General features: G+C 66.4%; 13 protein-coding genes. 10 read left to right on the forward strand and 3 right to left on the reverse strand.

What is annotated here, in order from left to right; translation table 11 throughout:
* Positions 1–3: 3 nt before the first annotated feature.
* The 6 genes from EDM04_RS08075 (at position 4) to EDM04_RS08100 (ending at position 5,828) form a co-directional block, all read left to right on the forward strand.
* Positions 4–1,209, forward strand: coding sequence for a mechanosensitive ion channel family protein (locus EDM04_RS08075; protein WP_241154872.1), 1,206 nt, complete (start codon positions 4–6; stop codon positions 1,207–1,209).
* Positions 1,206–2,438, forward strand: coding sequence for a mechanosensitive ion channel family protein (locus tag EDM04_RS08080; RefSeq protein WP_123620953.1), 1,233 nt, complete (start codon positions 1,206–1,208; stop codon positions 2,436–2,438). Before EDM04_RS08075 ends, EDM04_RS08080 begins: the two co-directional genes overlap by 4 nt.
* Positions 2,435–3,028: a HemK2/MTQ2 family protein methyltransferase gene (locus tag EDM04_RS08085; protein WP_123620955.1), complete on the forward strand. Its 594-nt coding sequence runs from the start codon at positions 2,435–2,437 to the stop codon at positions 3,026–3,028. Before EDM04_RS08080 ends, EDM04_RS08085 begins: the two co-directional genes overlap by 4 nt.
* A gap of 100 nt (positions 3,029–3,128) precedes the next feature.
* The gene (locus EDM04_RS08090; RefSeq protein ID WP_123620957.1) at positions 3,129–4,130 is read left to right on the forward strand and encodes a 5-methyltetrahydropteroyltriglutamate--homocysteine methyltransferase; all 1,002 of its coding nucleotides are present in this window, start codon (positions 3,129–3,131) and stop codon (positions 4,128–4,130) included.
* Positions 4,130–5,200, forward strand: a complete 1,071-nt coding sequence (locus EDM04_RS08095) for a methionine synthase (RefSeq protein WP_123620959.1) — start codon at positions 4,130–4,132, stop codon at positions 5,198–5,200. The genes EDM04_RS08090 and EDM04_RS08095 overlap by 1 nt, the downstream gene beginning before the upstream one ends.
* A 55-nt stretch (positions 5,201–5,255) precedes the next feature.
* On the forward strand, positions 5,256–5,828 hold the full coding sequence (locus EDM04_RS08100) for a hypothetical protein (protein ID WP_123620961.1): 573 nt from the start codon (positions 5,256–5,258) through the stop codon (positions 5,826–5,828).
* A 34-nt stretch (positions 5,829–5,862) separates the two neighbouring features.
* On the opposite strand, the gene EDM04_RS08105 is transcribed toward EDM04_RS08100, so the two are convergent.
* Positions 5,863–6,831, reverse strand: coding sequence for a M48 family metallopeptidase (locus EDM04_RS08105; protein WP_123620963.1), 969 nt, complete (start codon positions 6,829–6,831; stop codon positions 5,863–5,865).
* A 331-nt stretch (positions 6,832–7,162) separates the two neighbouring features.
* Here EDM04_RS08105 and EDM04_RS08110 point away from each other — a divergent pair, with 331 nt between their 5' ends.
* Entirely contained in the window at positions 7,163–8,899 is a 1,737-nt protein-coding gene (locus EDM04_RS08110; protein ID WP_123620966.1) for a PKD domain-containing protein, read from the forward strand.
* Between the two features lie 157 nt (positions 8,900–9,056).
* Here EDM04_RS08110 and EDM04_RS08115 read toward each other — a convergent pair whose 3' ends face one another.
* A complete protein-coding gene (locus tag EDM04_RS08115) occupies positions 9,057–10,223 on the reverse strand; it encodes an ISH3 family transposase (RefSeq protein ID WP_123619147.1) in 1,167 nt (388 codons plus the stop codon).
* A 279-nt stretch (positions 10,224–10,502) separates the two neighbouring features.
* Complete coding sequence (locus EDM04_RS08120; protein WP_123620968.1) at positions 10,503–11,711, reverse strand: YeeE/YedE family protein; 1,209 nt, start codon at positions 11,709–11,711, stop codon at positions 10,503–10,505.
* A 154-nt stretch (positions 11,712–11,865) separates the two neighbouring features.
* Here EDM04_RS08120 and EDM04_RS08125 point away from each other — a divergent pair, with 154 nt between their 5' ends.
* The 3 genes from EDM04_RS08125 to EDM04_RS08135 are packed head-to-tail and all read left to right on the forward strand — an operon-like array spanning position 11,866 to position 15,346.
* The gene (locus tag EDM04_RS08125; RefSeq protein WP_123620970.1) at positions 11,866–13,248 is read left to right on the forward strand and encodes a hypothetical protein; all 1,383 of its coding nucleotides are present in this window, start codon (positions 11,866–11,868) and stop codon (positions 13,246–13,248) included.
* Complete coding sequence (locus EDM04_RS08130; protein ID WP_123620972.1) at positions 13,245–14,345, forward strand: sulfurtransferase; 1,101 nt, start codon at positions 13,245–13,247, stop codon at positions 14,343–14,345. The genes EDM04_RS08125 and EDM04_RS08130 overlap by 4 nt, the downstream gene beginning before the upstream one ends.
* Positions 14,342–15,346 carry a YncE family protein gene (locus EDM04_RS08135; protein WP_123620974.1) on the forward strand — a complete coding sequence of 335 codons (1,005 nt, stop codon included), beginning with the start codon at positions 14,342–14,344 and terminating at the stop codon, positions 15,344–15,346. The genes EDM04_RS08130 and EDM04_RS08135 overlap by 4 nt, the downstream gene beginning before the upstream one ends.
* Positions 15,347–15,359 lie beyond the last annotated feature (13 nt).

Consider the following 15,359-nt stretch of genomic DNA (forward strand, 5'->3'; position numbering starts at 1 on the left):
TCGATGGGACCGCTCACGGTCCAGCTTCCGTGGTACTGGCGGTGGGCGATCAGGATCCGAGAGCGGTTCCAGACCCCGACCGATCAGTACGCCGCGACGGCCGGGGCGATCGTCACGATGGTGGCCATCTCGGCCGCGCTGGTCGCCGGCGGGCGGTGGGCGAGAGAGAGAGAGCTGGTCGAGACCGACGTCGTCCGGACCGTCCAGTGGACCGTCGTCACGGCGGCGACGTTCGCGTTCACCGGCTTCCTCGTCGGCGTCTGGCGGCTGACCGGCGAGGTCGAGTCCGCCTTCGAGTTCATCGTGATCGGCCCCTCCGACCTGATCCGCGCGCTCGTGACCGTCATCGTCCTCGCGGGCGCGTACACGGCCACGTTGCTCACGCGCCGGACGATCGCGTACGGGACCGGACACGGTGTGGTCTCGAAACACCAGCAGGAGATCGCTCACCACGTGGTCCAGATCGTCATGTTCGTCCCCGCGATCGCCTTCGTCGTCACGCTGTGGGGGATCCCCGTTCAGAGCCTGTTCCTCGGCGCGGGCGCGCTCGGCGTCGTCGTCGGCTTCGCGGCCCGGAAGACGCTCTCCGGGGCGTTCTCCGGGTTCATCATCCTATTCGCGCGCCCCTTCGAGGTGGGCGACTGGATCGCCGTCTCGGACCGGGAGGGGATCGTCACCGACATCACCCTCTATAACACCCAGATCCGGACGTTCGACGAGGAGCACGTCCTCGTCCCGAACGACGAGGTGACCGGCAGCGAGGTGACCAACTTCACGCGAAGCGACTCGCTCCGGCTGACGACCGACGTGGGGATCGACTACGACGCCGACGTGGCGGCCGCCGCGCGCGTCGCGACCGAGGCCATGGAGGAGTGCGACGCCGTGAACGACGCGCCCTCGCCGGACGTGATCCGGCGGCAGTTCGGCGACTCCGCGGTCGTGCTCCGGCTCCGGTACTGGATCCAGCCGCCGACGATCCAGCGCAAGTGGAACGCGCAAAACGCCGTGGTCGAGGCCGTCAAGGCGGCGTTCGAGCGCGAGGGGATTCGGATCCCCTTCCCGCAGCGCGAGCTGTCGAACCGGCCGGGGGTCCCGGCCCAGCCGGTCGACGGCGCGGCTGAAGAGGAGACCGCAGAGGAGGCGTCGGGTGACGCCGCGGGGGAGGAGGCGGACGAGAGTGACACCGCGGCCGACGGAGGGGAGTCGTGATCTCGGCCGTCCTCGCGCAGAACGCGACCGCCCTCCCCGATACCTTCGGCGACTTTTACGGGCTCCTGACGGGGAACGCCCGGCGCCTCGCGCTCTCCGCGCTGATCGTCGCCGTCGTGCTCGGCGTCCGGCTGCTCACCGGGTGGGTGAAGCGGCGGAACGGGGAGCTGTCCTCGAAGCGGCGGCTCCTGCTGTCGGTAGCGGTCGCCGGGGCCACCGCGGTCGGCGCCCTCTCGCTGCTCGCGGTGTGGGACCGGAGCGGCGCGCTCATCGACGCCTACGAGTCGGCGGCGATCGCGGACCAGCTGTCGAACCTCGTGCTCGCGGTGGTGCTCTTAGCGAGCGCCTACGCGGTCACGGACTTTCTCGGAGGCGTCATCCGCGAGATCTCGGCCGAAAGCGCGTCGATCTCGGACCACCAGCAGGAGGTGATCCTCAGGATCACGCAGCTCTCGGTGTACACGGCCGCGCTGCTCGTCGTCGTCGGGCTGTTCACCGACAACGTCGGCGGCCTCCTCGTCGGGGCCGGGTTCCTCGGGATCGTGGTCGGGATGGCCGCCCGCCAGACGCTCGGGGCGATCCTCGCCGGCTTCGTGCTCATGTTCTCCCGCCCGTTCGAGGTCGGCGACTGGGTGGAGGTCGGCGACCACGAGGGGACGGTCACCGAGATCTCGATCATGAGCACCCGCCTCCGGTCGTTCGACGGCGAAGTGATCACGCTCCCGAACGACGACGTGCGCTCGGGGTCGATAATCGACCGATCGCGGCGGAACCGGCTGCGGATCGAGATCGAGGTCGGCGTCGACTACGACGCCGACGTCGAGCGCGCGGCGGCGGTGATCGAGGAGACCGTCGCCGAGATCGAGGACGTGGCGGGGATGCCCGAGCCGAACGCCGTGACGAAGCGGTTCGCCGACTCGGCGGTCGTGCTCGGGCTCCGCTACTGGATCCGAAACCCGAGCATGCGCAAGCGCTGGCGCACCCAGACCGCCGCGATGAACGCGATCAAGGCGTCGCTCGAAGACGAGGGTATCGTGATCCCCTTCCCGCAGCAGACGCTCTCCGCGCGGGACGCGGGCGCTTCCGGCCCGCAGTTGGACGCGTCGGTCGAGGACCGGGCGGCGACGCGTAGCGGATCTCGATCCGACGCCGACGGTGACGAGGCGTCCGAGAGCGGTACCGACGACGATGGCACCGACGGAACCGGCTCGAAGGGGGCGGACCGATGACCGAAGACGGTCCCGACTCCGGTCTCGCGGAGCGGCGCGGGCTCGACGACGCCGTCGTCTACCAGCCGGCCGAGGACTCCGGGCTGCTCGCGGAGGCGGCGGTCGAGGAGGCGCACGGGCGGGTGCTGGAGGTCGGCACGGGCTCGGGTTGGGTGGCTCAACGGATCGCCGAGGAGCGAGGGCTCGACGCCGTCGGCAGCGACCTCAACCCGCACGCGGCGCGGCAGGCCCGCGATCGCGGCGTCGAGGGGGTCGTCGCCGACCTCCTCTCGCCGTTCCGGGCGGACGCGTTCGACACGGTGTGTTTCAACCCGCCGTACCTCCCGACCGACCCGGACAACGAGTGGGACGACTGGATGGAACACGCCCTCTCGGGCGGCGAGTCGGGCCGCGAGCTCATCGAGCCGTTCCTCGACGACGTGGGGCGCGTCCTCGCGCCCGGCGGCGTGGTCCTGCTCCTGGTCTCGTCGCTGACGGGGTACGACGAGGTGCTCGCCCTCGCGGAGGACGCCGGGTTCGCGGCCGAGCCGGTCGTCGAGGAGTCGTTCCCGTTCGAGACGCTGACGGTGCTGGCGCTCCGGCGGGAGTGAGGCGGTGCCCGTCCGCCAGCGACGCCGATCACCGGTTAATTACTTCAGAGCATAAATAACATTAGCAAATATTATACGGCGGCATATCGAACCAACGGTGATGACTGAACGAGTCGCGGCCACGCCGGGGTTGTATCCGCTCCCGGACTGGGCGAAAGAGACGCTCTCCGACCTCAAGGGGCACCAGAAGGGCGACCTCCTGAGCGGCGACGAGAGCGAGGCGATCGTCGAGGAGTACGCGGAGGTGCGCGCCGAGTACGTCGACGACCAGCTCGACGCGGGCCTCGACCGCGTCGTCGAGGGACAGGGGCGCTGGGACGACATGATCGCGCACCCGCTGACGGTCCACGACGGCGTCGAGACCGGCGGGATCGTGCGGTACTACGACAACAACAACTTCTACCGCGACCCGCGGGTCGTCGACGATCTCGACTTCTCCGGCGACGTGGCGCGCGAGCTCGAGCGGGCGACGGACCTGATCGACGGCGAGGAGCCCCTCGCGGCGACGCTCTCCGGTCCGTACTCGCTCGCCGACCTCGCCACCGACGAGCACTACGGCGACGCGGCCGAGTTCCAGGCGGCGATCGCCGAGTTCCTCGCTGGCGAGGTCGAGGCGTTCCCCGCCCACGAGACGCTGTTCCTCCTCGAACCGTCGCTGGTGACGAACCCGCCCGCCGAGGGCGAGGAGTCGGCCGCGACCGACGCGATCGCGACGGTCGCCGACGCGACCGACGCCGACGTGGTCGTTCAGACCTCCTACGGCGCGCTGGGCGAGAAGCTGTACGCCCACCTCGTCGACGAGGCGGGCGCGGACGCGCTCGGGCTCGACCTGGTCGCCGGCGACCGCGACGACACCGTCTACAACGTCCAGGAGTTCGGCGCGACCGACTCGCTCGCGCTCGGGCTCGTCGACGGGCAGAACACGCTCGTCGAGGAGCCGGAGACGGTCGCGGAGCGCGTCGAGTGGTTCGAGTCGCAGATTCCCGCCGAGGGGTTCGATCGGACCTACCTGACGCCCAACACCGAGCTGTTCTACCTGCCGACCAACAAGTACCGCGCGAAGCTGAACGCGCTCGCCGCCGCCGCGGAGGTGTTAGAGTAATGGTCCGAACCCCCGAAGCAAACCGCGAACAGTTCCGCCCGCACGACCACCCGAACGACGCGTTCCTGCTGACGACCGTCGTCGGCTCGTACCCGAAGCCGAAGTGGCTCAACCGCGCCGACGAGCTCGTCGAGGACCCCGACTCGAAGTTCGACGAAGCGGATCTGGAGGAGGCCCACGACGACGCCTGCCGGCTGATCACCCACGAGCACGAGCGCGCCGGGCTCGACACGGTCGTCGACGGCGAGATGCGTCGCAACGAGATGGTGGAGTTCTTCGCCGACCGCATCGACGGCTACGAGTTCAACGGGCCCGTGAAGGTGTGGGGCCACAACTACTTCGACAAGCCCTCGGTCGTCGAGGAGGTCGCGTACGACGAGCCGTGGCTGGTCGACGAGTTCGAGTTCACCTCGAACGTGTCCGAGCGCCCCGTCAAGGTCCCGATCACGGGGCCGTACACGCTCGGGTTCTGGGCGTTCAACGAGGCGTACCCCTCGACCGAGGAGCTCGTGTACGACCTCGCCGACCTCGTCAACGAGGAGGTCGAGAAGCTGGTCGAGGCCGGCGCGCGCTACATCCAGATCGACGAGCCCGCGCTGGCGACGACGCCGGAGGACCACGCCATCGTCGGCGAGGCCCTCGAACGCATCGTCTCGGGCATCGACGAGGAGGTCCGGATCGGCCTCCACGTCTGTTACGGCGACTACTCGCGGATCTACCCCGAGATCAACGACTACCCGATCGACGAGTTCGACGTGGAGCTGTGTAACGGCGACTTCGAGCAGATCCCGACGTTCACCGACCCCGAGTTCGAGCCCGACCTCGCGCTCGGCGTCGTCGACGCCCACACCGCCGAGGTCGAGCCGGTCGAGGAGATCAAGGAGAACATCCGGCAGGGCCTCCGCGTCGTCCCGCCGGAGAAGCTCACGATCTCGCCCGACTGCGGGCTGAAGCTCCTCCCGCGCGAGATCGCGTACGGGAAGACCGAGAACATGGTCACCGCGGCCCGAGAGGTCGAAGCCGAGATCGACTCGGGCGCGATCGACGTGGACAATCCGCTCGACGACTGAAGCGGCGCTGTCGAACGTTCTTTCGGCGCCGTTCTTAACTCCCTGTTACGCCGCTGTGATCGGCCGTCTGCTGGCTCTCGACGCGGGGGAGTTCGCGACTGTCCGAGCGCAAACACTTAGGTTGTTACGGAGGCCCTCGGAGGGTATGGACGGATTTCGTGGATGGGATTTCCTGATTCAGGCGACCGTGAATTCGGGCGGCATGATTCGACTTCCCGAACAAGTCCGAGAGACAGTCGCGACGAACCACCTCACAAAGGGACCTGCGATCCATTGGAGCGTGGAGAACGACGATCGGTACATCGTTCTCTCGGAGCGTCCTCTCGAAAAAGACGCGTACACGAACGTCGGTATCTACAAGATATACGATATCGAGGACGTCGACGAGAGCGGTGGACGAATTCGACCGCCCGGCGAGATCTCGTCGGTCTGGACGGCGGACCCGAGTCCGGGTGAGCGGGTGTTTTATCTCACACACCGGCGAATGCGCAGCGGCGCGAAATCGAGCGTGTATCTGCTCTCAGAGGATCAGGTACTCGATCTGCTCCCGACTCGGACGACCAAGCCGCAGACGAACGCGATCTCCGATTCGCTGTTCGAAGTGCCTGGATTCGATAGCCACGAGTGAGATTCTCCTTTTCGTAGCTGCTGTGACGCGTCAACTACGACTGTGACGCTGTATCATCGTCGAACGATTTCCGTAGGTTCTGCTGCCGCTTCCGTAGCGGCGGGTGCGTCGCTCGCAGTCGCGACAGGAGCCCGGTCGGTTCACCATAGATACAGAGCGCCTGCGGGGCGTCGGCGACGCGTGATTGCTGGTCGTTCGATTCAATCGATTCCAGCGCGTCGACCATCGCAGCGAGGGAGGTTGCTTCCGCTCCTTCGGCGTCCGCAATGTATTCACGATGCCGCGAGAGGGACTTTGTAAACAGCCCGATCGGGCTACAGACGTATCGCGATCGTCTTTCTGCCTTCCGGAGGATGGCATCTTCCTCACGCGGGCCGAGTACGACGCCCCGACGCTGATACATCCACGTCCGGAGCGCGTACCCGACCCAGGTCCAGAACCGGACGAGGGTTTCCTGGATTCCGACCGTGAGCTGCATCATGACCGAGTCTCGATTCGCGATGTGCGCGATCTCGTGGCCGAGAACCGCGTTCAGCTCAGCGGAGTCATCGAGTGTCGTAAAGAGGCCGTCGTGGAGGACGATATACCCGTTCTTCCGGCGCCCGAGCGCTAACGCGTTGGCGTCGGGCCGGTCGGTTACATAGAGCTCTGGGGGGCTCATCCCTCTCTTTTCCGCCTCGCGATCGATGAACGCTACCGCGTCCCCGAGTTCCGGGTGGGTTTCCGCGGTCACGCGCTCGGCGTTTCCCAGTATCCGACGGAGTTGGTTCGTGTATCCACGGTACGCTATCCAGCCAATTACCCCTGAAACGAGAAGGACCGTCAGCAGCCAGCCGACCGGTCCGTACGCGCTCACGAGGAAGAACGCAGGTAGCAAAAAGAGCGCTGATCCGAGAAAATAGAGCGCGGTAAGGAATCCGAAGCCCGACAGAAGCAGTCGAGCGCGACGATACGGATGCTTGAGACCGATCGCGTCGAGTGATATGTTGGTTTCCGAATTCATAATTCGGAATTCTGTTCGGGGATATTAGTTCTACTGGATTAATTTAATTTTTCATAGGTATTTGATGTCGTCCGACGTCGAGCAGAAATTCACGTAACGTGGCGACCTCCGTTACGATTCTGTAATTCTTCTCAGCAATCGAACCACCTACATATAAGAAAATTGGGTGGTTTTAGTACACACCCCGCGCTAAATCGAGGTAGATGACAAAACCAGTCGGACTCCACGCGCCGGTCAGTATTGAGGGAGGGCTGAACGGGAGTCGCAACGATCTGAACAGTGTGGCAGGCGAGGTCGCACGGTTTGCATCTCCCGTGGCAGGTGAGGGTCGATGAAGCGCCGGGACGTGGTATCAGGCGCCGGAGCATCGGTACTCGGAGTTGCCACGCTCGGTACCGCTACTAGCGTCTCAGCACAAACCTCGTCGGACGTTTCGATTTCCTTCGACGACCAAACTACCGACGGCACCCGGCTAACCGTCGCTGAAATCAGTACGGATATTGATGCACAGTTCCGAATCCTGGATTCCGAATCAACCACCCTTGCTGGACCGATCTCGTTCGACGCCGGGACGGTTCACGGGGAGTACGAAGTGGACCTTCAGCCACCGCTCACCGAGACCGAGACAGTCACCGCAAACCTCTACGACAACGATGGACAGGGAATCGCGCGGGAAGCCGCGCGCGTCACTATCAGCGGGGACCCGAACCTCGCATCCGGGATCGAGCCGACTCTCATCGAGTCGGACTCAGATGCCGGGTTCAATTATCCGTACTTCCTTTATGCGCCGTCGCGGCGGGAAAACGAACAACAGGCCTCGATTCTTGTCCAGCCGAACAACAGCGGGCAAACTACAGACGATTTCGACGTACAGCGACGCTCGGCCCGGCGTCGTATCGAGAGTGGTATCTCGCGGACCGTCGCCGATCGGCTTTCGGTTCCGCTCCTGATCCCCGTCTTGCCGCGACCGGAGTCCGATCCCGTCGACTGGCGACACTACGTCCACGCGCTGGACCGCCAAACGATGCAGATATCGGATGGTCCGCTAGAACGCGTCGATCGTCAGCTGCTACGGATGGCGGACGACGCCCGACAGCGCCTCAGCGAGCGGTCGTATCCGGTCGACGATCAGGTGATGCTGAACGGATTCTCTGCCGCGGGCAACTTCGTCGACCGCTTCACGGTCCTCCATCCCGACCGTGTCCGTTCCGTCACGGCCGGCGGTCTCAACGGAACGGCGATCCTCCCCCTCGAAGAAGCCGACGGTCACACGCTCGACTTTCATATCGGCATTGCTGATGTTGAAGCGCTGATCGGGGAATCCGTCGATCTGGACGCGCTGAATGAAACGAACCAGTTTCTCTACATGGGCGAAGACGACGGGAATGACACGATCCCGTACGACGACGCATGGAGCGACAGCATGCGTGAAATCGCACTGGACGTGTACGGGGAAGCGATGGTTGCGGACCGCTTCCCGACCTGCCAGCGAGCCTACGAGCAAGCTGGAGTAGATGCCCAATTCAAAGTGTACGAAGGTGCTGGCCACTCTCCCCGCATGGCGCTCGAAGACATCGTTGAGTTCCACCAGCGAAGCCTCGATGGAGACGACGTTAGCGGGTTCGGTCAGCGACTGGGTCTCCGACCGGCGTTCGAGTACACGCCCGACCGGCCGGAGACCGGCGACGAAATCACGTTTGATGCGAGTTCGTCAGCACTCGGTGTGGGAGAGGTGCTCGCGTACACGTGGCAGCTTACTGATGAGGAGACCGCGGCTGGCGAGACGATCACGCATCAATTCACCGGGCCCGGTGAGTACGCTGTTACCCTGCGAGCGATAGATGACAAGGGTCGTATCGAAACGACCACGACGACGATTCGCGTCGGTGAGAACGAGACCGATCGTAGCCAAGAATCGGATAACACTTCGACAGACGACCGGGAGCCGAATAACGCCACCACAGACGGTGCAGTGTCGTCAGAACCGACCCGCGGAACCACGCCCGGATTTGGCATCGGGGTCGCTGTGACGAGTATCATCAGTACCTCACAAAGCATCCTCAGCTAGCTGTTTCTGAAGCCTGAGTTCTGTGGTGGAGCGGTTGTGCTGGGTGGTCTTGACGAGAAGATCGTCGACGAACCGACGGAGAGCTGTCGCTGTCGGCGGCGGCTGCCGCCGACGCGACAGCGTCGCCACTCCTGGCGGAGGCTAGCCCGGTCGGAGATTAGCGAGTAAACCGGTCGTCTGGTGGTCGGTTTGCGGGGACGGCCCGACGCGTCGCGAGGGCCGTCCACGCTGCCCGTTGAATCATGTTGATGAACTCCTTGAACGACCACTTCCAGAGGCGACGCCCTCCACGGCGGGGCGTCGCCACGTACTCCCAGTGTAAATACCGCCAGACGTTCTGTAACAACAAGCTCACCACGACGTACAGCAGCCGTACGACCGGATTTTGTGTCGAGGTCGTCGCAATACTTTGCTCGGAGAGTCGGTAGCTGGCCTCGATACCAAAGCGTTTCGCGTAGTGGTATCGAGCGTCTCGTGGTGAATTGATGAACGGCGCGTCAGCGGCGTAGCCGTGACGCGCCACTCCATGTTCGTCGTACCGTCCGTTTTGGTACGTACAGTCGATGTAGACGGGAAACTCGACGGTCCAGCTGTGACCGTCGAGTTTCGCCGTCATGTCGTGTTGAATCACGCGACTCCAGCCTTCCGAGAGTTCTTGCTTGATCGTCTGTCCCCAGCGGACGATCGGCATGACGTAGGCGTGGTTGTGTGCCTGAAGCAGCGTCAAACACTTGCTGTCGTAGAATTCGCGGTCAAGAAAGACGGCCTTGACCTCGAGGTCAAGGCCGTCGAGGATACCGAGAAACTCTGCGAGGACACTGCTGGCGGTGTCGCCGTCTTCGAGACGGCGCACCGCCAGCGTGTAGCGTTTGTTCTTCACACGCGCGTAGAGTGTGGCGTAGGCGTGGAACGCAGTCGTTCCACGCTTCGCTTGTGAGTGATACAAGCCGTCTGTCCCATCTTCGTCGCCGTAGTAGGGCCGCAGGTGGAGGTCTGAAACGACCTCCACCTGCTGGGGAAGGACGTCGAGGACGTCCTTCTGAAGGAGCGCGTTTCCGACTTGTTCGAGCGTCTCAAGATCGAACTTGGTGCGGAGATGGTAGAGAACCGAATTTTCGTGGGGAGCATCTTCGCTTTTCTCACAGAGCGTTGAGACCGAGGTCCCGTCGGCGCACGCGCCGACGAGGACCTCGTAGATGTCTTCAGCATCGAGTTCAGCGTTTTCAGCGAGTGTGAGGGCAACTTCCTCGTCAAGGGAGTTGACGAGGAAGTTAAGAAGCTGGTCCTCGTGAATTTCACCGTCTGCTTGCTTGGTATTAGACACACCTTCAGCAAGCAGACGTCTCAACTAACCGGCTTTGTGATGTACTGAGTCTTCATCGCAGAGTCACCGGCAACCACTTATAAGCGGGCGGCTGGGGCTTTGAAGGTGTTCTCCGTCACAGCGGCTGCAACGACGCATAGCCGAGCGGCTGGAGCTCTGGAGATGTTCTCCGCGCTAGTGCACCAATTTATAAGCGAGTGGCTGGAGCTTCGAAGACTCTCATAGCCACGAAAAGACCCGATCGGCGTATCAACCGACGAACCCGACTGACAGTTCTCCTTAAATCGCGCAGCCGACCTCGCGGTACATGTAGTGGGTCATCGCGTAGACGCCGAGGATGATCCCCGCGCCGGCGAGGAAGGAGTGCACCGACAGCAGCGCGATCCCCGAGAAGAGGTTCGCGATGTTGCAGCCGGCCGCGAGCCGCGAGCCGACGCCCATCAGGAGGCCGCCGATCGCGTAGTTCGGGACCCGGTTCAGCTTGGGCTTCCGGACGCGGAAGTCGCCGGAGGCGTACGCGGCGAGGAAGGAGCCGACGATCAGCGACGCGATCATCACCATGTCGATGGTCAGCGAGATGTTCCCGTCGCGGAACAGGATCGACCCCCAGTACTCGACGCTCGCCACGTCGAACCCGGCCCCGGCCAGCAGGTAGCCCGCCCAGCGCGCCTCGCTGCCGGTGATCGCCCAGTGGCCGTGCACGTAGAACCAGAGGCTCGCGATGAGCGCCATCGCCACGCCCGCGGTCCGCGCGTCCCACGAGTCGCGGAGCCGGACTTTCAGGGGCCGGTCGTCGCCGCGAATCCCGCGGACGTATTCGACGGTCCCGTCGGCGATGCCGCGCAGTCCGAGCGAGACGGCCGAGAGCGTCCGGGAGGCGCCGATCGCCGCCTGCGCGCGGGTGTCGGCCTCCACGCCGGTTCCGCCCGAGGGGTCGTCGGGGAGCCGGCTCCGCCCCTTCACGAACGCGTACGCGAGGGTGCCGAGCGCGACGGCGCCGGCCCCGGTGAGCGCCGGAGAGAAGGGGAGCGAGAGGTACAGCGTCTGCCCCTGGAACGGGTTCAGCGTCTGGAAGTAGTACGTCTCGGCGACGGGGAACGCGAACGCGAAGAGGACGTAGCCGACGAACATGAAGAAGAGTACGAGCCAGAACTGGACGTACCCCTGTCCGGCGCGGTAGAGGGTGCCGGACGCGCAGCCGCCGGCGAGGGTCATGCCGAGCCCGAAGACGAAGCCGCCGAACAGCGAGCCGAGCCCCCACGCGGGCGTCCAGAACCCGCGGAAGTAGCCGAACGTGGCCTGCACGCTCCAGAACACCGTCATCACGGCGAGCCCGGCGAGCAGCCCCTTCAGCACGCGGGTGTCCTTGAACGCGACGAAGTCGCGGAAGGCGCTGACGAAGCAGAACCGCGCCTTCTGTAACAGGACCCCGAACGACAAGCCGACCGCGATAGAGACGCCGACGTAGGCGACGGGCGACAGCAACATTACCGGATCTCACGCTCCCGCACGTAAAGCGTCGCTGGAGACGGTAACGGCTCCCTCGTGTCGGAGAATGGCGCATCATTTGCCCCTACGTAACACACGGGGCAACGAACGGGGAGGCCGAGGAGCCTTTAGCCGTGAGACGCGTTCCGTGGGTATGAGCGAGGACTGCTGTTGCGGGACGACCGACGCGGATTCGCGTCCCTCGGGGGCCGACGCGGATCCCGGCTCCGCGAAGGGGAAGGCGAACCCCCGTCCCGCGAAGGGGAGCGATCTGGCGAACGACGACCGCCGGAACCCCTTCGCGGAGGGGATCGACCGGCGGCGCCTGCTCCAGGCGTCCGGGACCGTCGGCGCGACGACCGCGCTGGCGGGCTGTTCCGGCGGGGGCGGCGGGGACGGCGCCGACCCCGAACCGACGATGTTCGTGTTCAACAACGGGGACCGGACCGTCAGCGTGATCGACACCGAGTCGGACGAGCTGCTCACCTCCGCGTTCCTCGGGACGACCGCCTCGTTCCCGGCCAACCAGTACTCGACCGGGATCGACGCCGACCACGACGTGCTCTGGCTCAACGTCTCCGGCGGCGTCCGCGGTATCGACCAGCGAACCCTTGAGGAGGTCGCCTTCGTCGAGACCGGCTACGGCCCGAACTACCCGAACGTCACTCCCGACGGGAACCACCTGCTGATCGCCTCGGGCGGAACCACCGGGATGGAGCCCGAGGGCGACGAGAACCACGCCATCTTCCGCGTCGACGCCGACCGCGACAGCGAGACCTTCGGCGAGGTGACCGCGGAGATAGAGACCGGCTACGTCGGCCCCTGCGACATGACGCTCGGGCCCGACGGCGACTACGCGTTCGTCGTCGACGTGGCCGACGAGTCGATCCGCGTGCTGAGCGTCGACCCGTTCGAGACCGTCGCCCGCGTCGGCTCGGGAGAGCCGGTCACCGAGGGGAACGTCCTCCCCTTCATGTGTACCGCCGCGTTCGACGGGGAGTACGTCCTCGTCGAGAACGGGGAAGGGACGCTGGGCGGCGAGCCGGAGGTGCCCCGCGAGGGCTCCGAGAGCCTCTGGGACGTCTCCGACCCCGAGAACCCCGAGGAGGTCGGGAAGATCACCCGCGACGACGGGCTTCCCGGCGCGCCGATCACGAGCGAGGTGTCCCCGGACAACGAGGCCGCCTACCTCCTCATCCCCGGCGAGGGCGTCGGCGTGATCGACTTGGAGAGCTTCGAGTACGAGACGACGCTGGACGTGGGCGGAAGCAGCATCTCCGCGTCGTGGGGCCCGAACCGCGAGAAGCTGTACGTCCCCGTGCAGGACGCCAATCAGGTCGCCGTCGTCGAGCACGCGAGCCGTGAGGTCACGGAGACGATCGACGTCGGCGAGGCGCCCACGGGAGCCGCCGCCGGCACCGTCCGCCCGGAGGGCGACGCGGTGTCGCGGGTACAGGCGTCGCTCGCCTCGCTCGGGATCACCTTCGGCGAGATGGAGGCGTCGTGGTGTATGGACGACCACTGCTACTGCGGATGACGGGAAAGCATTCGAACGGTGACGGCGACGAGGGCGACTCCACCGAGAACGCCGACTCCACCGAGAACGCCACCCGCCGCGGCCTCCTGCGCGCGGCGGCGGGCGCGACCGTCGCGGGCGCGGCGAGCACGGCCGGCTGTCTCGGCGTGACGACCCCCGCCGACGTGGCGGCGCAGAACGAGGTGTCGGGGAACGTGGGCCACTTCGTCGGACCGAGCTGGCTCGCCGACAACCGCGAGGACACCGTCGTCCTCGACGCGCGCGACGCGGAGCGATTCCGCGAGGAGCGCATCTACCGCGCCCGACGCGTGCCGTTCGACGCGGTCACGGCCCGCGAGTCGATCGACGAGGGCGACGTTCCCGACGCCGACGCGATCGCGTCCGCGTTCGGCGAGATCGGCGTGGCGCCGGACGACGACGTGCTCGTCTACGGCGCGAGCGTCGGGTCGCGGGTCACCCGCGTCGCGTTCGCGCTCGCCGCGGTCGGCCACGAGGGGTCGATCCGCGTCCTCAACGGCGGACTCTCGGCCTGGAACGGTCGCCTCGGAACGGGGTCGCGAGACCGGGTCTCGCCGACCGACTACGAGCCGGAGCGGAACGACTCGGCGTGGGTCACCCACGAGTGGCTCGCCGACCGCGTCGGCACGTTCAACGCGGACGGTCCGGGGCTCGTCGACGTGCGCGTGCCGGAGGCGTACCTCGCCGCCGCAGGCTCCGACCTTCTGAACGAGGACCACGACCGCCACGGCCACCTCCCCGGCGCGGTCGACGTGCACTGGGTCGGGAACGTCGACGGCCGGCGGATGACCGACCCCGGCCGGCTCGTCCAGCTGTACGAGGTCGACGCCGAGCTGGACCGGAGCGGGACCGTCGTCGTCTACGGCGACGACAACGTGGACCCGACCTCGACGTGGCTGACGCTGAAGGCGATCGGCTTCGAGGACGTGCGCCTGTACGACGGCGGCTTCGGCGAGTGGGCGAACGTCGACGGCGACCGCGGGCGGTACCCGGTCGAGACGGCGACGAACGTCGTGGTCGAGACGGACGGGAGCGTCGGCGGCGACGGCGACGGCGGCGACTTCTCCTGTACTGGATGACTTCGTCCATCGACCGCGTCCTCGCGGTTCCGTGCGAGGGCGACGACCTGCTGGCCCTGTTCGCGCTCGATACGGGGGACCGGCTCGGCGAGGTCCCGGTCGGGAGCCATCCGGTCCACGCGACGACGTGCCGCGGGCGGACCGTCGTCGCCACCATGGGCGAGCGGGCCGTCACCGCGGTCGGCTCGGGCGGAGAGGTGACGAGGGTCGAGACCGGCGTGTTGGGGCCCTCGCACTTCGCGACCGCGAACGGGGAGCTGTACGTCTCCTGTTCCGCCGGCGACGCCCTCGCGGTCATCGATCCCGAGCGCCTGACGCTCGTCGACCGCGTCGCCGTCGGCGCGGAGCCGCACGAGATCGCCGTCTCTCCCGACGGCGACCGGCTCTACTCCGGGAGCCGCCGCGAGGGCGTCGTCGACGTGGTGGACACCGAGAGCCGCGAGCGGATCGGCGCGATCGACGCCGGGCCGGACGCCCGCGTGCAGGGCGTCGCGGTCTCGCCGAACGGGGAGCGCGGGTACGCTGTCGACCAACGGGGCGCCCGCGTGGTCGCCTTCGATCCCGGGGGAGACGCCGGGTCGCTCTCCGACGGAGAACCGATCCGCCGCGAGGCCGCGGTCGGCGCCGACCCGTACGACCTCGTCGCGACCGCGGACCGCGTGTTCGTCCCCGGCCGCGGCGACGGGGTCGTCCACGAGTTCGACCGGGACTTGGAGCCGATCGCGGTCCACGAAGGGTTCTCGCGCCCCGTCGACGTCTTCGAGGTCGCCGGCGAGCGGTGGGTGCTCGACGCGGCCGCCGCCCGCCTCCGGTCGCTCGACGGCGCGGTCGTCGAGACGGCGGCGCCGGGACTGGTCGCGACGCCCGTCGGCGGAGCGGGAGACGGGCGGCTCGCCGTCTCGCACTACGACGACGACCGCGTCTCCCTCGTCGACGTCGACTCCGGGACCGTCTGGACCGCGGAGTCGCCGGCGTACCCGTTCGGGTCGGTCGTGGTCTGATCGGTCGCGGTCC

Source organism: Halorubrum sp. CSM-61 (assembly GCF_003781945.1).
Lineage (GTDB): Archaea > Halobacteriota > Halobacteria > Halobacteriales > Haloferacaceae > Halorubrum.

Excerpts from the sequence above, each read along its gene's own strand:
- EDM04_RS08130 (WP_123620972.1), top strand. The coding sequence starts at position 13,245 with ATGACGGGAAAGCATTCGAACGGTGACGGCGACGAGGGCGACTCCACC.
- EDM04_RS08125 (WP_123620970.1), top strand. The coding sequence starts at position 11,866 with ATGAGCGAGGACTGCTGTTGCGGGACGACCGACGCGGATTCGCGTCCC.
- EDM04_RS08075 (WP_241154872.1), top strand. The coding sequence starts at position 4 with ATGGGACCGCTCACGGTCCAGCTTCCGTGGTACTGGCGGTGGGCGATC.
- EDM04_RS08095 (WP_123620959.1), top strand. The coding sequence starts at position 4,130 with ATGGTCCGAACCCCCGAAGCAAACCGCGAACAGTTCCGCCCGCACGAC.
- EDM04_RS08135 (WP_123620974.1), top strand. The coding sequence starts at position 14,342 with ATGACTTCGTCCATCGACCGCGTCCTCGCGGTTCCGTGCGAGGGCGAC.
- EDM04_RS08120 (WP_123620968.1), bottom strand. The coding sequence starts at position 11,711 with ATGTTGCTGTCGCCCGTCGCCTACGTCGGCGTCTCTATCGCGGTCGGC.
- EDM04_RS08105 (WP_123620963.1), bottom strand. The coding sequence starts at position 6,831 with ATGAATTCGGAAACCAACATATCACTCGACGCGATCGGTCTCAAGCAT.
- EDM04_RS08090 (WP_123620957.1), top strand. The coding sequence starts at position 3,129 with ATGACTGAACGAGTCGCGGCCACGCCGGGGTTGTATCCGCTCCCGGAC.
- EDM04_RS08085 (WP_123620955.1), top strand. The coding sequence starts at position 2,435 with ATGACCGAAGACGGTCCCGACTCCGGTCTCGCGGAGCGGCGCGGGCTC.
- EDM04_RS08110 (WP_123620966.1), top strand. The coding sequence starts at position 7,163 with ATGAAGCGCCGGGACGTGGTATCAGGCGCCGGAGCATCGGTACTCGGA.